Raw genomic sequence first — 16,832 nt, forward strand, 5'->3', positions numbered from 1 at the left:
ACTAAGGAATCATCCGACATGACCACAACTGTGTCCGTTCCCTCCTCCCGCGGTACTGGGCTCATCGCCCGGGCGTCCGCTGAAGCTCTGGGGACGTTGTTCCTTGTGGTTATTGGCTTGGGTGTGCTCATCTTCATCAATCCCCAGGCGGTTCCGATGCCGGCGTCGCTGGCCAGCGGCCTTGCCGTTACCGCTGCCATGCTTGCCTTCGGCTACTTGTCGGGCGGGCATTTCAACCCGGCAGTCACCGTTGGCCACGTGATCGCTGGCCGCACGAAGCTCGTGGATGGAGCCGCCTACTTGGGTGCCCAGCTTGTGGGTGGTTTGCTGGGCGCACTGGCGATCTTCGCCGTCGTACGGACTGTTCCCGGGATCACCGACAGCCGCAACGTCTTTGACACCGCGACCTCGGGGTTCGGTGCGCATTCCAGCTTCCAGGTTCCGCTGACCGGGGTGATGCTCATCGAGGTACTCGGCGCAGCGATCCTGGTAGGGGTCTTCCTGGGGGTCACCGCCCGGCGGAACCCCAGCAAGGTTGCCGCACCGTTTGCCGTTGGCCTGACCGTCGCAGCGCTGCTGCAATTGGGCCAGTCCACTGGCAACCTTGCCTTCAACCCCGCCCGTGCCACCGCGTCCGCAGTTTTCAGTTCCGGCTGGGCGTTGGAGCAGCTCTGGCTCTTCTGGGTGGCGCCCTTGGTGGGGGCAGCGATCGCGGGTCTCATCTTCCGCGGCTTTGGCGAGTCCGCTCCGGTGGTCGTCGCGGAGATTGAAGAACCGGCGCAGTCCGGCGAACGGGACGAAGAGTCCGACGACGACGCTGACGCCGCCGCGACGGCAGGCCCGGCAGAGGTTTCACCTGCTGCCGCTGCGCCTTCTGCAGAAGTGAAGCCCGCCGTCGACCCCGCCCGTGATTTCTTCGACGGCAAGCGGGACTGAGACCGGAATTAGTTGCCCGGAAGGCCCCGATATTGCCGGTGCCGCCGTGCCGCGCCAAAAATGTCTGTGCCTCCCGTTAGCGTGAAAACATGAAGCTTCTACACACTTCGGATTGGCACCTGGGCCGCTCATTCCACGGCGTAGGGATGCTGGATGCCCAGCGCAACTTCATTGAGCAATTGCTGGCAGTTATCCGCGAGCAATCGGTCGATGTCGTGCTGATTGCCGGTGACGTTTACGACCGTGCACTTCCCGGCCTGGATGTTGTGAAGCTTCTCGACGACGCCCTGGTTCGGATCACAGACGCCGGGGCCAAGGTGGTGCTGACCAGCGGCAACCATGATTCCGCGATCCGCCTCGGGTTCGCCTCACGCCTGCTGGAGCGCGGGGGAGTCCATTTGAGGACACGGGTGGAGGACTTGGATTCCCCGGTCTTGTTCGCACTGGACGGGAACCGCGCCGGCGGAGCCACCCCGGGGGCCCCGGTGCTGGCCGTCTACGGCATTCCCTATCTTGAACCGAGGCTCGTTGCCGAACGGCTCAGCACCCAAACGGCGAGTCATTTTGACGTCACCCAGGCAGCGGTGCAGCTGATTCACAAGGACATCGCCCGGAGAAGCGGGACGGGACCGGTGCATTCCGTAGTGCTGGCACACACGTTCGCGAGTGGAGGTATCACCTCGGACAGCGAACGCGATCTGAGCATCGGCGGTTTGGGAGCAGTGCCACTCGATCTCTTCGATGGCTTTGGCTACACGGCCTTGGGCCATCTCCACGGGCGGCAGGAACTTTCCGAGCACGTCCGGTACTCGGGTTCGCCACTTGCCTACTCGTTCTCCGAAGCCAAGCATCGGAAGGGCGCCTGGCTGATCGACGTCGGAGCGGACGGCGTGAGGAGCGTCGAGGAAATCCTGTGGAAGGCACCGCGGGAGCTGGCGATTCTCAGGGGAAGCTCGCCCAGCTTTTGGAGTCCGAGGAACACAACTGGGCCGAATCCGCCTACTGCCAGATCACCCTCACGGACTCCGCGCGGCCGGCGCAGGCCATGGAACAGTTGCGTACCCGTTTCCCGGACACACTGGTGTTGGGCTTCGACCCGGAGGACGCCGCGGGAATGGCCAAGGCCAGCTACAGCAGCAGGCTTGCTGAAGCCGAGGACGATCTCGGAGTTTGCTGTGGTTTCCTTGACCATGTGCGCGGGAGGCCTGCTGACGAAACTGAACTTTCCGCCCTTCGTGAAGCCTTGGAAATGGTCCGGCTGGACGGAGCGGAGCTGTGAGAATCCACCGCCTTGAGATCGAGGCTTTCGGTCCGTTTGCCGGGGTTCAGTCGATCGACTTCGATCAGCTGGGCGCCCAGGGTCTGTTCCTCCTGAACGGTGCTACCGGCGCCGGCAAGACGAGCGTGCTCGACGCCATCTGCTTCGCCTTGTACGGTTCGGTGCCCGGCGCCCGCCAAGACGGCAAACGCTTGCGGAGCGACCACGCGGAACCGGCTGCAGAGCCCCGCGTTGTCTGCGAATTCTCCGCCCGCGGCAGGCGCTTCGAAGTCACCCGCTCCCCGGCGTGGGACAGGCCCAGTGCCCGTGGACGCAAAGGCTTCACTACGCAGCAGGCCAAGACCCTCTTGCGCGAACGGGTCAATGGTTCGTGGGAAGAGAAGAGTTCCCGCAACGACGAAGCCGGTTCGGAAATAGGTGATGTCCTCGGGATGGACCGGGAGCAGTTCACCAGGGTAGTCATGCTCCCGCAGGGAGACTTCGCGGCCTTCCTACGCTCTAAAGCTTCCGACCGGCTGGATCTGCTGCAGAAACTCTTCGGCACCCAGCGCTTTGAAGCCATCGAGCAACAGTTGGCACTCCAGGCAAACGCTGCGCGCGCTGAAGTGGAAGGCAACCAGAACGGTCTTCACTTGCTCTTGCAGCGGGTCGAATCGGAGTTCGCGCAACTGGGTATTGAAGAGCCAGTGGAGCCGGATGTCCATGACATCGTGTCCGGCGCGGCCACACCCGAACTCAGGCTCGGGCACTTGGAAGCATGGTCGCGGGCCGAATCGCTGGAGCGGCAACAGTCTGCCACCTTCGCCGACGCCGCCAGGCTTCAGCTGGCAGATAAGCTCAACTCTGCCCGGGAGCGGGTTCAACGGCACGCGAAGCTCGACGCCGCCACGCGCCGCAACGAAGCACTCGCTGCACGCGCGGCCGAAGTCCAGGAATTCCGCGACCGTCTTGGACGTCACCGGAAGGCCGCCGTTCTCGGCGGCCAGCTCGACGCCGTCGACCGCGCTGCGAAGGCACTGGACCTGGCGGCCTCGAAGGCCGAGTCGGCTAGGGCCAAACTCCTTGCGGCCTCCCTGGACGCAAGCGATCCCGCCGCGGCCCTGGCAAGGATTCGGGAAACCATGGCGGTCCTGGAAGCCCGGGTTGCGGACGAGCAAAAGCTCGACCACATTGCTGGCCGGCTTGTCGGACTCAATGCTGCAGCAAAGCATCGGGATACCGCCAAGGAATCAAGGTCCCTAAGCTTGGTGGCGCTTCGCGCGGAGGCAGCCTCCTTGGAAACCGGCCTCGGCCCACTGGAAGTGGCAGCCTTGGAACTGCCCCTGCGCGAAAGTGAAGCCGCGGCAGCGCAGAACACCGTCAAGACCGTGGCGCGTCACGCAGCTGCCCTCGAATCCCTCTCCGCGGCGGTAAAGCGGCACGCGTTGGCCCGCGCTCTTTCCCAGGACCTCCGACAACTCTGGTTGGATCTCCGCGAATCCCGCTTGGCCAACGCCGCCGCAGAGCTCGCAGCAAAGCTGCATGACGGTGAAGCATGCCCTGTCTGCGGAAGCGCTGAGCACCCTTCGCCAGCGTCAGCCGGATTGACGGCATTAGCCCTCGCCGAGGAAGAGCAATCCGCCCACGAACGGTATGACGAGAGCGAGCACGACCTGCTCCAGGCGTCGGCCGAGCTCGCGTCCGCCGAGCAGGAGGTCGCTGTGCTGGCCGCCCAGGGCGGAGGCATCGATCCAAAGGAAGCTGCTTTCACCGAGGCCTTGGCCAAAGACGCGCTCGCCTCGGCACGGCTCGCCGTCGACGGACTCAAGAGAGGCAAGGAAAGCCTCGCCCGTGTGATGGAGCGGATTTCCCGCTTGGAAGAAGAGCAACTCCGGGATGACACGGTTGCGGCCCAGGACGAGTCGGCCCTGACCCTGCTGAGCGAACAACGCGAGTCCCTGGACACCCTGCTTTCCGGGCTTCGTGACGGCTTCGAGACGCTCCGTGGCAGGATCGAGGCACTGACCAGGCAACGCGAGCTCCTCCAGTCCGCCGTCACCGCGGGCGCCCAGTTGGAAGGCGCCCGGGAGGCCTTGGACGATGCTTCGGTGGCCTTGCAACATGCCCTGTCGGCGAACCATTTCGAGACAGCTGAGGATGCCCGGCGAGACATGCTCGACGAACAGCACGCCGCCCGCTTAGACGAAGCCGTCAGGGCTTCCGAGACCGAGAGTGCCCGTCTCGCGGAGCTTTTTGAGTCCGAGGACCTTGCGCTTGCTGCCAAGGAAGCCCGAATCGGCGATGTGCCCTTGGCCGCCGTCGAGCTGGCCGCCCTCGAAGGGGAGGCCGGTCAAGCGGAAGAAGCGGCGCGCCGTCTTGCCCTTGCTGCGGGGCTCGCAGCCCGGACCCTGACGAGCTTGGCAACGATCCGTGCGCAGTATGAAGCAGCGTCGGCCTCGGGACGGGAGCCCCGCGAACGCGCCCGGGCGCTCAGCGAACTCGCCGAAACTGCCAGGGGGTCGGGCGACAATGGCTACAAAATGAGCCTCAACAGCTATGTTCTGGCCGCGCGGCTCGAACAAGTCGCAGCAGCGGCGTCGGAGCGCCTTGTTGCCATGAGCGATGGCCGCTACACCCTTCAGCACACGGACGCCAAGGCAGCTAGGGGCGCGAAATCCGGGCTAGGCCTGGAAGTCGTGGATGAATGGACGGGACAGCGGCGGGACACCGCCACCCTTTCCGGCGGGGAATCCTTCATGGCCTCGCTCGCCTTGGCCCTGGGGCTCGCGGATGTTGTCCAGCAAGAGGCCGGCGGCGTAGACATCGAGACCTTGTTCGTGGATGAGGGCTTCGGGAGCCTCGACGAGCAGTCCCTGGAACAGGTGATGGACGCGCTGGAAGGATTGCGCGACGGCGGCAGGGTAGTCGGGCTCGTCAGCCACGTTGCCGAAATGAAGCAGAGAATCAGCAGCCAGCTCCAGGTGATCAAGAGTCGCAACGGCTCCACCGTGCGAATCGTCGACGCCGCAGCCGCGTAGGACCGAGCCGTTAGACGGACGCATCCTCCGCGAGCCGTCCGGTAGACTTGGAGGGTTACACCGGGTCGCGCGCATCGGGAGGAGGGACGATGCGCACCATTCAGCGAACCCGGAATCATGAACTCCTTTCCACAAAACTCCGCGGGTAACACCGCGCTCGCGCCTGCCCCGTCGCAGCCTGCCCGCCAGCGCCGTTCGCGCCTGCCTGGCCGCTTCGCGCGCCTGCCCGAACTTGCCGGCCGAGACTTCCTGCCGTTGGGACTCTTCGCGAGGCTGCCCCTCGCCATGCTGACCGTTGGCACCTTGACCCTCGTCACGGCCGTCAGCCATTCTTACGCCATCGGCGGCCTGGCCGCCGGCGCCGTGGGTATCGGGTCAGCCGTGGGCGCGCCGGTGCTCGGCTCGCTCGCTGACCGGGCAGGCCAACGCCCGGTCCTGCTGGTAGCCGCGGCCGTCAACGCGGTCACAGTCATTGCACTGCTCGTTGCCGCCTACCTGACGCCGGATTTCAACGCACCCACGGACGCGATCGCCATTCTAGTGACGGCCTTCCTTGCTGGAGCGAGTTGCCCGCAGGTGGGTCCCATGGCCCGTGTCCGCTGGATGGCCCTGACCACAAGGAACCTGCCCGCGCGGAACGAGGGCCCGGGAGCTAGTGGGAAGATCGCCGGTTCGGGCAGTGTGGCGGCGAGCCGCGCAGACCTGGATACTGCCCTGTCCTACGAGGGAACCGCTGACGAAATCACTTTCGTCCTGGGGCCGGCGCTGGTCGGCATTTTGGCGAGCCTCGTAGCTCCTTGGCTGCCGCTGGCATTGGCTGCGGTCCTCACTGCCACTCTGGTACCTGCTTTCGCCGTGCATCCTTCGCAATTAGCCGTGGTGCCGGCAAAGCGCAAGGCACGGGGCGCCGTCGGGAGCGCTCCTGAAGGACAGAGATCACGCGTCCGTTCTCTGGCCTGGTTGAAAGTGGCCGTTCCGGTATTGGCCATGGTCTGCATGGGAACATTTTTCGGTGCCACGCAGAATGCGTTGAGTGCTTTTTCCGCCCAATTCGCCACTGCCGAAATCGCGGGACTGATGTACTCCGTCATGGGCCTGAGCTCCGCCGTCGCCGCTCTATCTGTTGCCTACTGGCCGCAGCGCTTTGGGCTGGCGATCCGCTGGGTGGTCGCCGCGGCGGCGATGACAGCGTTCTCCCTGTTGTTGTTCCTCCCGGCCGGGATCTGGCCTATGGCCATGGTTCTGCTAGTGCTGGGAATTCCGGTGGGACCCGTCATGGTGACGGTCTTCAGCATCGGAGGAGTCGTGGCCCCAGCCGGCCGCATGGCAACGGTCATGACCGCCCTGGCGAGCGGGATCGTGGCCGGTACGGCCTTGGGCGCCTATCTTGCCGGCCAGTTGGCACAGATCCAAGGTTCAGGCGCCGCCTTTGTGGTGTCTACCGCCGCTTCGGGTGCGCTTCTGGTGCTCGGCGTCGTGGCGGGACTTTTCCTTCGGCGCAGGCCAAGCACCCAACAATAACGACGCACGCTCACTTATGGGCCACTTTTTGGGAACCCTCTTTCAGATCATCCGCAAAAGGGTTCCCGGTTTGGCCTGAAGAGTGAGCGAGCGTTGGAAGAAATAGGACTACCGCGCGCATCAAGGGTGAAATGCAGGGTGCCTCATGCCAGTTGCGACTCTATCCGAGCTGCGCTCGCGGCCAGTGCCTCCCCGACGGCGGCTTGGTCCTGTTCGCGGCGGATGTAGACGACGGCGATCGCCGCGGGCCGCCCGCCGGGCACCTTGATGGGAGCGGCCAGGGATGACAATCCTGCGATGACCTCGTCGTGGCTTGCAGCATAGCCGAGCCGGCGCGCTTCGGTTGCCTCCGGCCGATAGGGCAAGCCCGGGGCGCGGGTGGCCCATTCGTCCTCGCTCATGGTGGACTGGATGGCGATTCCAGGCGCACCGGTGTTCACGGGGTGGCGGGTCCCCGGGTGTTGTGCCAGGGTCGCGGCCGAGTGGCGTGGCTCCACGGTGACCAGCGTGACGCAATCAAGATGGTCCCAGACCGCCACGAAGGCCGTCATGTTCAGGGTATTGGCAAGCTGGGTCAGCTCCGGGAGGGCGGCCGTCTGGAGATCGCGGGAGACGCCCCGCGCCAGCACTGCCAGGCCGGGGCCGGGCTGAACCCGACCGCCGTCGTCGCGGACCAAAAGGGAGTGGTCCTCCAGCGTGCGCAGGATCCGGTAGGCCACCGAGCGATGAACGCCCAGGGCGCCGGCGAGTTCGGCAATGGTCAAGGGACGTTCGGCGGCGGCCAGGATTTCCAGGGCTTGGATTCCGCGGGAGAGAGTCTGCGACGGCGAAACGGTCGCCGTCGTTTCCTGCGGTTTTTTAGTGGCACTGGGCGACATCATGGGCTCCATCCTATGTTGGCGTCTGAGGCGGCGGATCCGCCATCTTGTGCCGTGGACCGCAAAAGACTATGGTTCTGTATGAGAATTTATTGTTCAAATATAGAACAAGTTCACATATAGAACAATCTCCACCCAGGAATCAATGATGATTGCCAAGTCCAGCCAGAATGCGGAGCCAGGCCGACTGGGCCGCACTTCGCGGCCGCGGGCACATCACTTCCGTGGCAGCCTGGGCCGATTTGCCACAGGCGTGGCCATCGTAACGTTTGACGGCGCCACCAAGCGGCACGGGATTACCGTGAATTCCTTCACCGCGGTGTCCATGGAGCCACCGCTGGTCCTTGTCAGCATCGCCCGCACCGCTAAAGCCCACGACGAGCTTGCCGGGCGGTCCTTCAGTGTCAACATCCTGGGGGCGGAGCAACAGGACCTCGCGCTGCACTTTGCGGGCCGTCGCGGGCCCGAGCCCCGCTGGGTCGAAGGCGGCACGGCGCCGCGCCTATCCAATGTCCTGGCCTACTTCGAGTGCACGCCATGGGCTGCCTACGACGGTGGTGACCACACCCTTTACGTTGGCGAAGTGGTCGACTTCAACTACCGCAACGGCGATGCGCTCGCCTTCGCCAACAGCTCTTTCACCACGATTCCGGAAAGCCAATTGGGAATGGAGGATCTTCTGTAGTTGCCGCGGCGCAGGGAAATGCCGCATCCACATACGCAATGCCGTTCAGCTCAACCATCATTGGAGACAACCATGGGAATCCGGACCGGACAGCAGTACTTGGACAAGCTCAACTCGATGAACCCCCACGTCCTGATCGACGGCGAAATGGTCACCGAGAAGATCGCCGACCACCCGTCATTCAGGAACGTGGCCCGCACGTACGCGAAGCTCTTCGACATGCAGCATGAACCGAAGTATGCGGAAGCACTCACCTACGAATCTCCGACAACGGGGGATCGCGTCAGTACTTCGTTCCTGGTGCCGCGGAGCAAAGAGGACCTTGAACACCGGCATGCGGCCATCCGCACCTGGGCGGAGTACTCCCATGGATTCCTGGGCCGGACCGGTGACTACATGAACGGAGCGCTCACGGCGCTCGCAGCCGCGGAAAAGTGGTTCGCCCAGGCCGATCCGATGTTTGGCGAGAACATGCGCAAGTACTACGAGCATTGCCGCGAGAACGATCTCCTGGCCACGCACACCCTGATTCCGCCCCAGGTCAACCGTTCCGTGTCCGGGTCCGAACAGCTCGGTGGCCAACTCTCGGCCAGGGTGGTGGAGGAACGGGAAGATGGGATCGTGGTGCATGGCGCGCGCATGCTAGCCACGATCGCGCCGATTGCCGACGAACTCCTCGTGTTTCCCTCGACGCTCCTCCGAGCAACGCCGGAAGACGCCCCCTACTCCTACGCCTTCGCCCTCCCGAATGACGCGCCGGGCATGCGCTACCTGTGCCGGACCTCTCTCTACAACGGCGGAAGCACCCACGATGAACCCCTCGCCAGCCGCTTCGAGGAGATGGACGCCGTCGTGGTTTTCGATCATGTGTTCGTCCCCAACGAGCGCATCTTCATGCTTGGTCATCCCGAACTCTGCAACGCCTTCTATTCCGAGACGGGCGCCGGCGCCCTCATGACCCACCAAGTGGTCACGCGGACCATCGCCAAGAGCGAGTTCTTCCTTGGCCTTGCGTCCGAGATCGCGGCGTCCATTGGGATCGACGGTTTCCAGCACATCCAGGAAGACCTCGCGGAGCTGATCGAAACTGTTGAAATCGAAAAGGCCCTCATGGTGGCCGCGGAGGCGCAGGCCGCCCCAAGTCCGGATGGCGTGTTTCTCCCGCATTGGCCCACGTTGAACGCCGCGCGCAACTGGTACCCCAAGGTTGCCCAGCGATTCCCGGCAATCATCCGCAAGTTCTCGGCGTCCGGCCTTATGGCGCTACCGGGCGAGGCGGACGTGGCCAGCGAGGCGTTGCCGGACATAGAAATGTACCTGCAGGCGAAGACCCTGACTGGCCCGGAGCGCGTCCGCCTCTTCAAACTGGCCTTCGACGCGAGCATTTCCTCGTTCGCCGGGCGCCAGGCCTTGTATGAATACTTCTTCTTCGGTGACCCTGTCCGCATGGCGGGCGCCCTCGTGAACAGCTACGATCGCGAGCCGGTCCGCGCCCGGGTGCGTGAGTTCCTCGAGCGGGAAGACTGAACGCGCCACGGCGGATGCGACGACGGGAGGTTCCTGCCGTCGTCGTCATTTTGTGCCGTCCATGACGCTCGCTCACCTTTGACGCGAAATCCGCCGACGCTCGCTCACCTATGAGCCCAAACGGCGGCTCCCTCCTGCAGTTCATCATGTGCAGGAGGGTTTCGAATCTTTCCCTCATATCTGCAGGAGCGCCGGGTTGGAGGCCGACATATCTGCAGGAGGGTCGGGAAATGGACCTTCAGATGTGAGCGAGCGTCGGAACTCCTGCGAATATCGGCGGGCTCAACCAGCCTGCTCCAAAAGCCGCACGGCGTCGTCGTCCGTCAACTGTTCGAAGTGCTCGTAGAACGCGCCCACGGCGTGGAATTTGCCCGGCGTGTGCAGGCAGATCATGAAGTCGCACACCCGGCTGATGGACGCTTGGGCTTCCAAGGATGACACGGGGACGGCGGCCACCACGGTCGCCGGCCCGCCGGCGCGGACAGCCTCGACGGCGGCGCGCATGGTTGCGCCGGTGGCCAGACCATCGTCGACAAGAACCACCGTCTTGCCCGAGAGATCGAAGCTGATACCCGGGTAGGTTTTCACGCGCCGCAGGAGTTCGCCCCGCTCGCGCGCCTCCACGGCGTCAAGCGACCCCTGGGTGATTCCGTGCCACCGCATCCGTTCGGCGAGGGGCCGATTGATTATTCGGACAATTCTGCCGTTGGACCAGGCCAAGGCGCCGAAGGCGGTTTCCTCACGTCCCGGGATGCCGAGTTTTCGCACTAGGACAGCGCCGTACGGTTGGTAGAGTTCGACGGCGGCCGCGGCCGCTACGGGGACTCCGCCGCGAGCCAGGCCAAGCAGGATCGTGTCTGGCCGTTTCCGGAGTTGCGGAAGCCCGGCTGCCAGCCGGCGTCCGGCGTCCGCACGGTCCTTGAAGGGCATGCCCATTCGTCTCACTTCCACGTAATCCAGCGCTGAATCAAGCCTACCTTTCTTGCCGCGGCCGCTCCTCGCTGCCACGATGGGCCGTGTGAACAAGCCCATCGGTTACTGGATCAAACGCCTGGATGCCGCACTGGAAGTGCATCTGGACCGCACCTTGGCGAGGTTGAAACTCAGCCGGAGGCAGTGGCAGACACTCAACGTCCTGGCGGAGGAACCTCTCAGCCCCGAAGACCTTGACAGCGTCCTCAGCCCCTTTTGGGACGGCGATACGCGTCGTCGCGAAACAGAACTGGCCGCGCTGGTAGGCCGTGGATTGATCATCATGGTGGACGATCGCATCAGCCTCAGCGAATTGGGCCACGTAAAACATATGGAAGCCCAAAGGCTCGTCGAGGACTCCCGCCGGGACATCTCGATGGGGATAGGCCTGGATGAATACGCCATGGCCGTCAGCGTGCTCGAACGGATGACCCTTAACGCGGAGCGGCTGGCCCGGTAAGGCCAGCCGCTTCATCGTCAGCCTAGACGCCGAGGAACGCCAGGGCGGCGTCCTTGAACACCCGGCTGGTGATGGCGTTGCTGTGGTTCCGTCCAGGGACGAGTAATTGTTCCACTATGCCGCCTGCGCGGGCGGCGATCGAGGCGAGCTCCGGCATAGTGACGGCCCGCTCGTCCTTGTCACCGGCCACTAGCAACACCGGCATGTGCGGCACCGCCTCGGCGGGATCGTACGGTTCGCCCTTAATCGCCTCGATCAGCGACAAGAGCGCAAACAAATCGTTGCTCGGCAAGAGCTGCGCCATTTTGAGCAACCCCGCGGTGGATTCGTCTTCGATGGGCGTGCCGTCCGCAAGGTAGTGCTGGGCAGCGACGAGATCGAAGGACGCCAGCGGATCTTCCTTGTTCGGGCCGCCCAACACCAGGCGGTGCACGAGTTCGGGTTGGGTTGCCCCGAATTCCCAAGCGAGCCGGGAGCCCAAAGAATAACCAATGATGTCGAGCCCGCTGGAAGGGTCACCGTCGCGCAAGGGGCGCGCGCCGGCGTCGGCCACTATCTGGAGCAGGTCCGCACGGATCCGGCTGGGGGAGTAGGAGTCCAAGTCCTCGGGCGAAGCGCTTCGGCCATGCCCCGGAAGGTCCACTGTGATAACGCGGCGGCCGGCGGCCTGCAGGGCGGTAATCCACCCGGTGTCTGCCCAGTTGAGTTTGCTCGAGGAAGAGAAGCCATGCAGGAGCAGGATGGGGCGCAGTCCGGCGTCGGTCCCTGCGGTGGGTTCATGGATTTCCACGAAGATATGGGGATCTGTTCCTTCCACCGTATGGATGTGCTCTTCTGCGTGCCTGCCGCTCATGGTGTTAGTCCTCATCAAGTACGGCGCTCAGGCGGACCCGGCGCTTGGGTGCATCATCCTTCGGAACTGTGCCCACGATGCCGGCAGTATTGTCCGGCACCTCGAACACCACCAGCGGTTCACCTACGTTGATAGTGTCGCCCGGCGCACCGTGGATACGGATCACTTTACCTGCCTGCGGGCTCGGCAACTCGAGGGCGGACTTACTCGTTTCCAGCTCCACGAGGGGCTGATTCCGTTCCACCTGGTCGCCGGGGGAGACGAGCCAGTCCAGCACGGTCGCTTCAATGAGGCCTTCGCCAAGATCGGGCAGGGGGAAGCTGATTTCAGCCACGTCGATACTCCAGTACTCGTTGGATCCCTAGCAGGATGCGGTCAATGTTCGGGATGTATTCGTCCTCCAGGTCGCCGGAGGGATACGGCACGTCGAAGCCGGTGACCCGCTCCACGGGCGCCTTCAGCGTGTCAAAGCAGCTTTGCGTGATCAGTTGAGCCACTTCGGCCCCCAGCCCGGAGGTCAGCGGAGCTTCATGCACGACGACGGCGCGCCGCGTCTTTCCGACGGAAGTCGCCAATGCTTGGGCGTCGATCGGCTTGAGCCAGCGCAGATCAAGGACCTCGACGTCGATTCCGTCCTCAGCCGCGAGTTCCGCAACCTGCAAGCACCGAGCCACCATCGCGCCCCAGGCCACGAGGGTCAGGTGGCGGCCCGGCCGGACAATCCGGGCGCCGGTGAGGGTTCCGCCGTCGGAAGTGTCGACGTCGCCCTTTTGCCAGTACCGGGACTTGGGTTCCATGAAGATCACCGGGTCCGGCCGGGAGGCCGCGTACTTGAGCAGGTGGTAGGCATCATGCGGGTCCGACGGCGAGACAACCTTGAGGCCCGGAACGTGCGCGAAGAGCGCCTCGAGGCTTTCGCCGTGATGTTCGGGGGCGCGAATGCCGCCGAAGCTGGGGACCCGGAGCGTGATCGGCATCGGAAGCTTGCCCCGGCTGCGGTAGTTCATCCTCGCGATCTGGCACACGATCTGGTTGATGGCGGGATACGCGAAGCCGTCGAACTGGACCTCCGGAATGGGGTGGAAGCCAGCCATGGCGAGCCCCACGGACATGCCCAGGATGCCCGATTCAGCGAGCGGCGTGTCGAAGACGCGGGATTCTCCGTGCTTGGCCTGCAAGCCATCGGTGATGCGGAAGACTCCGCCCAATTGGCCACAATCCTCGCCGAAGACCACTGTCTTTGGATCGGCGGAGAGGATCTCGTCCAAGGCGCGGTTGAGGGCCTGCTGCATGGAGATGTGTGTCCGCTGGGACTCTGTGGTTGTCCCGGCTTCGAGGGTGGCGGTGGTGCTCTCAGACATGTTCGGACTCCTCGCGCCAACGGGTGGCCTGGTTTTCAAGGGCGGGGGTGGTTTCCTGGAAGACGAAATCGAACATCTCAGTGCCTGGCCGAGGGCCGAGGGCTTCGATTCCGGTGCGGATCAGTTCTTCCTCGATTCGTGCTGCTTCGTGGGCTGCGGCGAAGAAGGCCTCATCTGCCGCGCCCACGGCCAACAGACGCTCGCGGAGGCGCTCCAAGGGATCCTTGCCGGCGTCGATGCGCTCATCGTCAAGGCTCCGGTACCGGCCGGGGTCGTCAGCTGTGGAATGGGGACCGCGGCGGTAGGTCATTGCTTCGACCACTACCGGGCCGTTTCCTGCGCGGCAGTGGGCGAAGGCGTCCCGGGTGGCCTCATAGACAGCAACCACATCGTTGCCATCCACCTGAATGCCGGGGATGCCGTAGCCGGCTGCGCGGCCAGCCACCGAACCGCCGGCCACTTGCCGCTCGGTGGGCACGGAAATCGCCCAGCCGTTGTTTTGGATGAAGAAGACAACCGGTGCTTTCATCACGGCGGCAAAGTTCATGGCTTCATGGACATCGCCTTGGGAGGAAGCGCCGTCGCCGAAGTAGCTGAGCGCAACTCCCGGCTCCTCGCTCAGGGTCTGGCCGTGGGCCCAGCCGACGGCATGGAGCACCGAGCCGGCCACCACGGCCTGGATAGGCGCGAGGCGGCTTGCCAACGGATCATACATTCCGCCGTGCCACGTTGCCTTGTGGGTGGACATGTACGCCACCATGTCCACGCCCATGGTCCTGGCGACGCCCATCTCGCGGTACGTCGGAAAAGCGAAATCGCGTGCCGTGTCGAGGGCGTAGGCGCTGCCGACCTGGGCTGCTTCCTGGCCGAGTTCCGGAGCATAGCCGGGAATGATTCCCTGACGCTGCCAAGCAACGGCCGAAGTATCCAGATATCGAACGGCAGCCATCAGGGAGTAAAGTTCCCTGAGCTGTTCGGAAGCCAGGGGCGCGGCGTCGGCTGCGGCCACAGCGGGAAGAAATGAGTCCATGGACGTGACCGTAGTCACTGTGTGGGCCGTAGGCAATCCGCCTAATTGCGGCTACGCAAACTGCCAAGAACTGTCAATGGTACCGAGGGAATGCATAGCAGTTTGTACAACTTTCCCTCACCTAACTGACTCGCAGTTGTTGTCGTTTTGAGGCGTCAAAACGACAACAACTGCTAGCTAGTTGGGTTTGCTAGGCGCTTCGTGCCGACTTGACCTTGGCGCCGATCCTGCACGCCACGGCGATGCAGGCGATCAACAGGAACGTGCCGATCAGCTGGCCTGCGCTCTCGGCATTCGAGAAGCCCACCACGAAGATCAGGGCAAGCAGTACCAGCCCGAATACCGTGAGGAAGGGGAATCCCTTCATGCGAAGCGACAGATCCGTTCCTTCGCGGTCGGCGCGGCGGCGCAGGATGAACTGGGACACGAGTGCCGTTCCCCAGACCACGAGGCAGGTGGAGCCCACCAGGTTGAGCAAGGCGGGAAGCACGTGGTCGGGGAAGAGCAGTTCCAGGATGGTGGCGATGAAGCCGAAAGCAACCGAAACCCCGACGGCGGCCATGGGCACCTGGGCGCCGCGCAGCCGCGACAGGAAAGCCGGGGCTTCGCCGCGCTCGGATAGCGAGAACACCATGCGTGAGGCCCCGTAGAGGTTCGCGTTGAGCGCTGAGAGCAGGGCCACAACGGCAACAAGGGTGATTGCCGTGCCGGCTCCCGGGATGCCCGCCAGGTTCAGGACACCAGCGAACGGCGACTTCAACCCTTCTGAGTCAGAGGGAAGGACGGCCGCAATGACGAAGACTGAGCCGATGTAGAAAACCAGGATGCGCCACACCACGGTGCGGATGGCCTTGCCGACGCTGTGAACCGGGTCCTGCGTTTCCGCGGCAGCCACGCTCACGATTTCGGTGCCACCGAAGGCGAAGATCACTACAAAGAGCGCCGCGGCAATTCCGGCCCAACCGGACGGTGCGAAGTTACCCGTGATGTGTCCAAAGCCGGGGGAAGTCACTCCAGGCAGCCAACCGAACAGCAATGCCGCGCCGATGATGAGGAAGACCACAATGGCCGCAACCTTCAGGATGGCGAACCAGAACTCGAACTCACCAAAGTTCCGGACTCCGGCGAGGTTGATCGCGGTAAAGGCCACCATGAAAATCAGGGCCAGGGCCCACACGGGAATGACCGGCCAGACGGAGAACAGCAGCCCTGCTGCGCCGAGGGCCTCCGCGGCGATGACAACTACGAGCTGCAGCCACCACAGCCAGCCGACCGTTGATCCGGCCGTTTTGCCCATCGCCTTTTCGGCATAGACGGAGAATGCGCCGCTGTTGGGGTTGGCTGCGGCCATCTCGCCCAGGGCCCACATCACCAGGATGATCAGGGTGCCGGCCACAAGGTAGGAGATGAGTACTGCGGGACCGGCCGCATGGATCCCGGCGCCCGAGCCGAGGAAGAGCCCTGCACCGATGGCGCTGCCCAGGCCCATCATGGTCAGTTGGCGCGGCTTCATCGAGTGGCCAAGGCCTTGCGAAGGAATGGCGGGTCGAACAGCGGTGGACGTCGTTGTCATTCGTGTTTGCCTTCTTGTGGAGGGTTTGTCAGCTGGTCCTCGTGGGACTTATCGAATTTACCGCTTACACAGGCAAAGTGGCGAAAAACACTTGTGAGACCATGGACGCAATGTGAACGGAGATCGGCACGTTTCCTGTCGATTTGTGCGGTATCTGGGTGGAAGTAGGGAAAATTGGTGGCTGTTGACGAGTTGGATGCCAAGATTGTCCGATTTTTCACCGACTCCCCGCGTGCGTCTGTCCTCGAGGCATCCAGGGTCTTGAAGGTAGCTCGCGCCACGGTCCAGTCCCGGCTGGACAGGATGGCCGAGCGGGGTGTGGTGGCTCCTTGGGTTCCGCAGCCGGACCCTGCGGGCTTCGGCTATCCCGTGGTGGCCTTCTGCTCGCTCACTATCAACCAGGACCTGGGGCACGACGCCGTCGTCGAAGCCCTGTCTGCTATTCCCGAACTTATTGAGATCCACACTGTTTCCGGCAGTTCGGATCTCATGGTGCGGGTGGTCGGCAAGTCGAACTCGGACCTGCAGCGCGTGCTGGACAAGCTCATCGCCACCAAGACCGTGCTCCGCTCGTCGTCCGTGATCGTGCTGAATACGCACTTCCAAGGCCGCACCTTGCCCCTCCTGGAAGCGGCAGCCAAGGAGAATGCGGGCTGAAACATTTGGACTCTGTCCCCGGACAGTCGTACCATGAGTTCTAGTCATTTTGACTTTAACTATCTTTCCAGTCCCTGAGGCAA

At 63.8% G+C, this 16,832-nt stretch carries 14 protein-coding genes and 1 pseudogene; 8 read left to right on the top strand and 7 right to left on the bottom strand.

Features of this window, described 5'->3' with window-relative positions:
• The first annotated feature begins 18 nt into the window (after window positions 1-18).
• The 4 genes and pseudogenes from OW521_RS19905 (at window position 19) to OW521_RS19920 (ending at window position 6,753) form a co-directional block, all read left to right on the top strand.
• Entirely contained in the window at window positions 19-936 is a 918-nt protein-coding gene (locus OW521_RS19905) for an MIP/aquaporin family protein (RefSeq protein ID WP_268021262.1), read from the top strand.
• A gap of 89 nt (window positions 937-1,025) precedes the next feature.
• A pseudogene (locus OW521_RS19910) lies at window positions 1,026-2,215 on the top strand (exonuclease SbcCD subunit D).
• The gene (locus OW521_RS19915) at window positions 2,212-5,232 is read left to right on the top strand and encodes an AAA family ATPase (RefSeq protein WP_268021263.1); all 3,021 of its coding nucleotides are present in this window, start codon (window positions 2,212-2,214) and stop codon (window positions 5,230-5,232) included. The pseudogene OW521_RS19910 and the gene OW521_RS19915 overlap by 4 nt, the downstream one beginning before the upstream one ends.
• Before the next feature lie 117 nt (window positions 5,233-5,349).
• A complete protein-coding gene (locus OW521_RS19920; protein ID WP_268021264.1) occupies window positions 5,350-6,753 on the top strand; it encodes an MFS transporter in 1,404 nt (467 codons plus the stop codon).
• Window positions 6,754-6,896: 143 nt separating this feature from the next.
• On the opposite strand, the gene OW521_RS19925 is transcribed toward OW521_RS19920, so the two are convergent.
• Window positions 6,897-7,631, bottom strand: a complete 735-nt coding sequence (locus OW521_RS19925; RefSeq protein ID WP_268026009.1) for an IclR family transcriptional regulator — start codon at window positions 7,629-7,631, stop codon at window positions 6,897-6,899.
• A gap of 148 nt (window positions 7,632-7,779) precedes the next feature.
• Between OW521_RS19925 and OW521_RS19930 the strand changes: the two genes are divergently transcribed.
• Both OW521_RS19930 and hpaB read left to right on the top strand, forming a co-directional pair.
• Complete coding sequence (locus OW521_RS19930; RefSeq protein ID WP_268026011.1) at window positions 7,780-8,316, top strand: flavin reductase family protein; 537 nt, start codon at window positions 7,780-7,782, stop codon at window positions 8,314-8,316.
• Window positions 8,317-8,388: 72 nt separating this feature from the next.
• Window positions 8,389-9,843 carry a 4-hydroxyphenylacetate 3-monooxygenase, oxygenase component gene (gene hpaB, locus OW521_RS19935; RefSeq protein WP_268021265.1) on the top strand — a complete coding sequence of 485 codons (1,455 nt, stop codon included), beginning with the start codon at window positions 8,389-8,391 and terminating at the stop codon, window positions 9,841-9,843.
• 282 nt (window positions 9,844-10,125) lie between these two features.
• Here the strand turns inward: hpaB and OW521_RS19940 are convergent, their stop codons facing one another.
• Entirely contained in the window at window positions 10,126-10,779 is a 654-nt protein-coding gene (locus OW521_RS19940; RefSeq protein ID WP_268021266.1) for a phosphoribosyltransferase, read from the bottom strand.
• A 73-nt stretch (window positions 10,780-10,852) separates the two neighbouring features.
• Here OW521_RS19940 and OW521_RS19945 point away from each other — a divergent pair, with 73 nt between their 5' ends.
• Window positions 10,853-11,275, top strand: coding sequence for a MarR family transcriptional regulator (locus OW521_RS19945; RefSeq protein ID WP_268026012.1), 423 nt, complete (start codon window positions 10,853-10,855; stop codon window positions 11,273-11,275).
• A gap of 22 nt (window positions 11,276-11,297) precedes the next feature.
• On the opposite strand, the gene OW521_RS19950 is transcribed toward OW521_RS19945, so the two are convergent.
• The 5 genes from OW521_RS19950 to OW521_RS19970 all read right to left on the bottom strand — a co-directional run bounded on the left by OW521_RS19950 (window position 11,298) and on the right by OW521_RS19970 (window position 16,092).
• The gene (locus OW521_RS19950; RefSeq protein ID WP_268021267.1) at window positions 11,298-12,128 is read right to left on the bottom strand and encodes an alpha/beta fold hydrolase; all 831 of its coding nucleotides are present in this window, start codon (window positions 12,126-12,128) and stop codon (window positions 11,298-11,300) included.
• A 4-nt stretch (window positions 12,129-12,132) separates the two neighbouring features.
• Window positions 12,133-12,462 (bottom strand): biotin/lipoyl-containing protein, encoded by a 330-nt coding sequence (locus OW521_RS19955; RefSeq protein ID WP_268021268.1) that lies wholly within the window; start codon window positions 12,460-12,462, stop codon window positions 12,133-12,135.
• Window positions 12,455-13,489 (bottom strand): alpha-ketoacid dehydrogenase subunit beta, encoded by a 1,035-nt coding sequence (locus OW521_RS19960; RefSeq protein ID WP_268021269.1) that lies wholly within the window; start codon window positions 13,487-13,489, stop codon window positions 12,455-12,457. The genes OW521_RS19955 and OW521_RS19960 overlap by 8 nt, the downstream gene beginning before the upstream one ends.
• The gene (locus OW521_RS19965) at window positions 13,482-14,519 is read right to left on the bottom strand and encodes a thiamine pyrophosphate-dependent enzyme (protein WP_268021270.1); all 1,038 of its coding nucleotides are present in this window, start codon (window positions 14,517-14,519) and stop codon (window positions 13,482-13,484) included. The genes OW521_RS19960 and OW521_RS19965 overlap by 8 nt, the downstream gene beginning before the upstream one ends.
• A gap of 190 nt (window positions 14,520-14,709) precedes the next feature.
• The gene (locus OW521_RS19970; protein WP_268021271.1) at window positions 14,710-16,092 is read right to left on the bottom strand and encodes an amino acid permease; all 1,383 of its coding nucleotides are present in this window, start codon (window positions 16,090-16,092) and stop codon (window positions 14,710-14,712) included.
• Between the two features lie 177 nt (window positions 16,093-16,269).
• Between OW521_RS19970 and OW521_RS19975 the strand changes: the two genes are divergently transcribed.
• Window positions 16,270-16,749 carry an Lrp/AsnC family transcriptional regulator gene (locus tag OW521_RS19975; protein WP_268021272.1) on the top strand — a complete coding sequence of 160 codons (480 nt, stop codon included), beginning with the start codon at window positions 16,270-16,272 and terminating at the stop codon, window positions 16,747-16,749.
• Window positions 16,750-16,832: the final 83 nt, after the last annotated feature.

This window comes from Arthrobacter sp. MMS18-M83, from assembly GCF_026683955.1.
GTDB lineage: Bacteria > Actinomycetota > Actinomycetes > Actinomycetales > Micrococcaceae > Arthrobacter.

Excerpts from the sequence above, each read along its gene's own strand:
- OW521_RS19905 (WP_268021262.1), top strand. The coding sequence starts at position 19 with ATGACCACAACTGTGTCCGTTCCCTCCTCCCGCGGTACTGGGCTCATC.
- OW521_RS19920 (WP_268021264.1), top strand. The coding sequence starts at position 5,350 with ATGAACTCCTTTCCACAAAACTCCGCGGGTAACACCGCGCTCGCGCCT.
- OW521_RS19925 (WP_268026009.1), bottom strand. The coding sequence starts at position 7,631 with ATGTCGCCCAGTGCCACTAAAAAACCGCAGGAAACGACGGCGACCGTT.
- OW521_RS19930 (WP_268026011.1), top strand. The coding sequence starts at position 7,780 with ATGATTGCCAAGTCCAGCCAGAATGCGGAGCCAGGCCGACTGGGCCGC.
- hpaB (WP_268021265.1), top strand. The coding sequence starts at position 8,389 with ATGGGAATCCGGACCGGACAGCAGTACTTGGACAAGCTCAACTCGATG.
- OW521_RS19940 (WP_268021266.1), bottom strand. The coding sequence starts at position 10,779 with ATGGGCATGCCCTTCAAGGACCGTGCGGACGCCGGACGCCGGCTGGCA.
- OW521_RS19945 (WP_268026012.1), top strand. The coding sequence starts at position 10,853 with ATGGGCCGTGTGAACAAGCCCATCGGTTACTGGATCAAACGCCTGGAT.
- OW521_RS19950 (WP_268021267.1), bottom strand. The coding sequence starts at position 12,128 with ATGAGCGGCAGGCACGCAGAAGAGCACATCCATACGGTGGAAGGAACA.
- OW521_RS19960 (WP_268021269.1), bottom strand. The coding sequence starts at position 13,489 with ATGTCTGAGAGCACCACCGCCACCCTCGAAGCCGGGACAACCACAGAG.
- OW521_RS19965 (WP_268021270.1), bottom strand. The coding sequence starts at position 14,519 with ATGGACTCATTTCTTCCCGCTGTGGCCGCAGCCGACGCCGCGCCCCTG.
- OW521_RS19970 (WP_268021271.1), bottom strand. The coding sequence starts at position 16,092 with ATGACAACGACGTCCACCGCTGTTCGACCCGCCATTCCTTCGCAAGGC.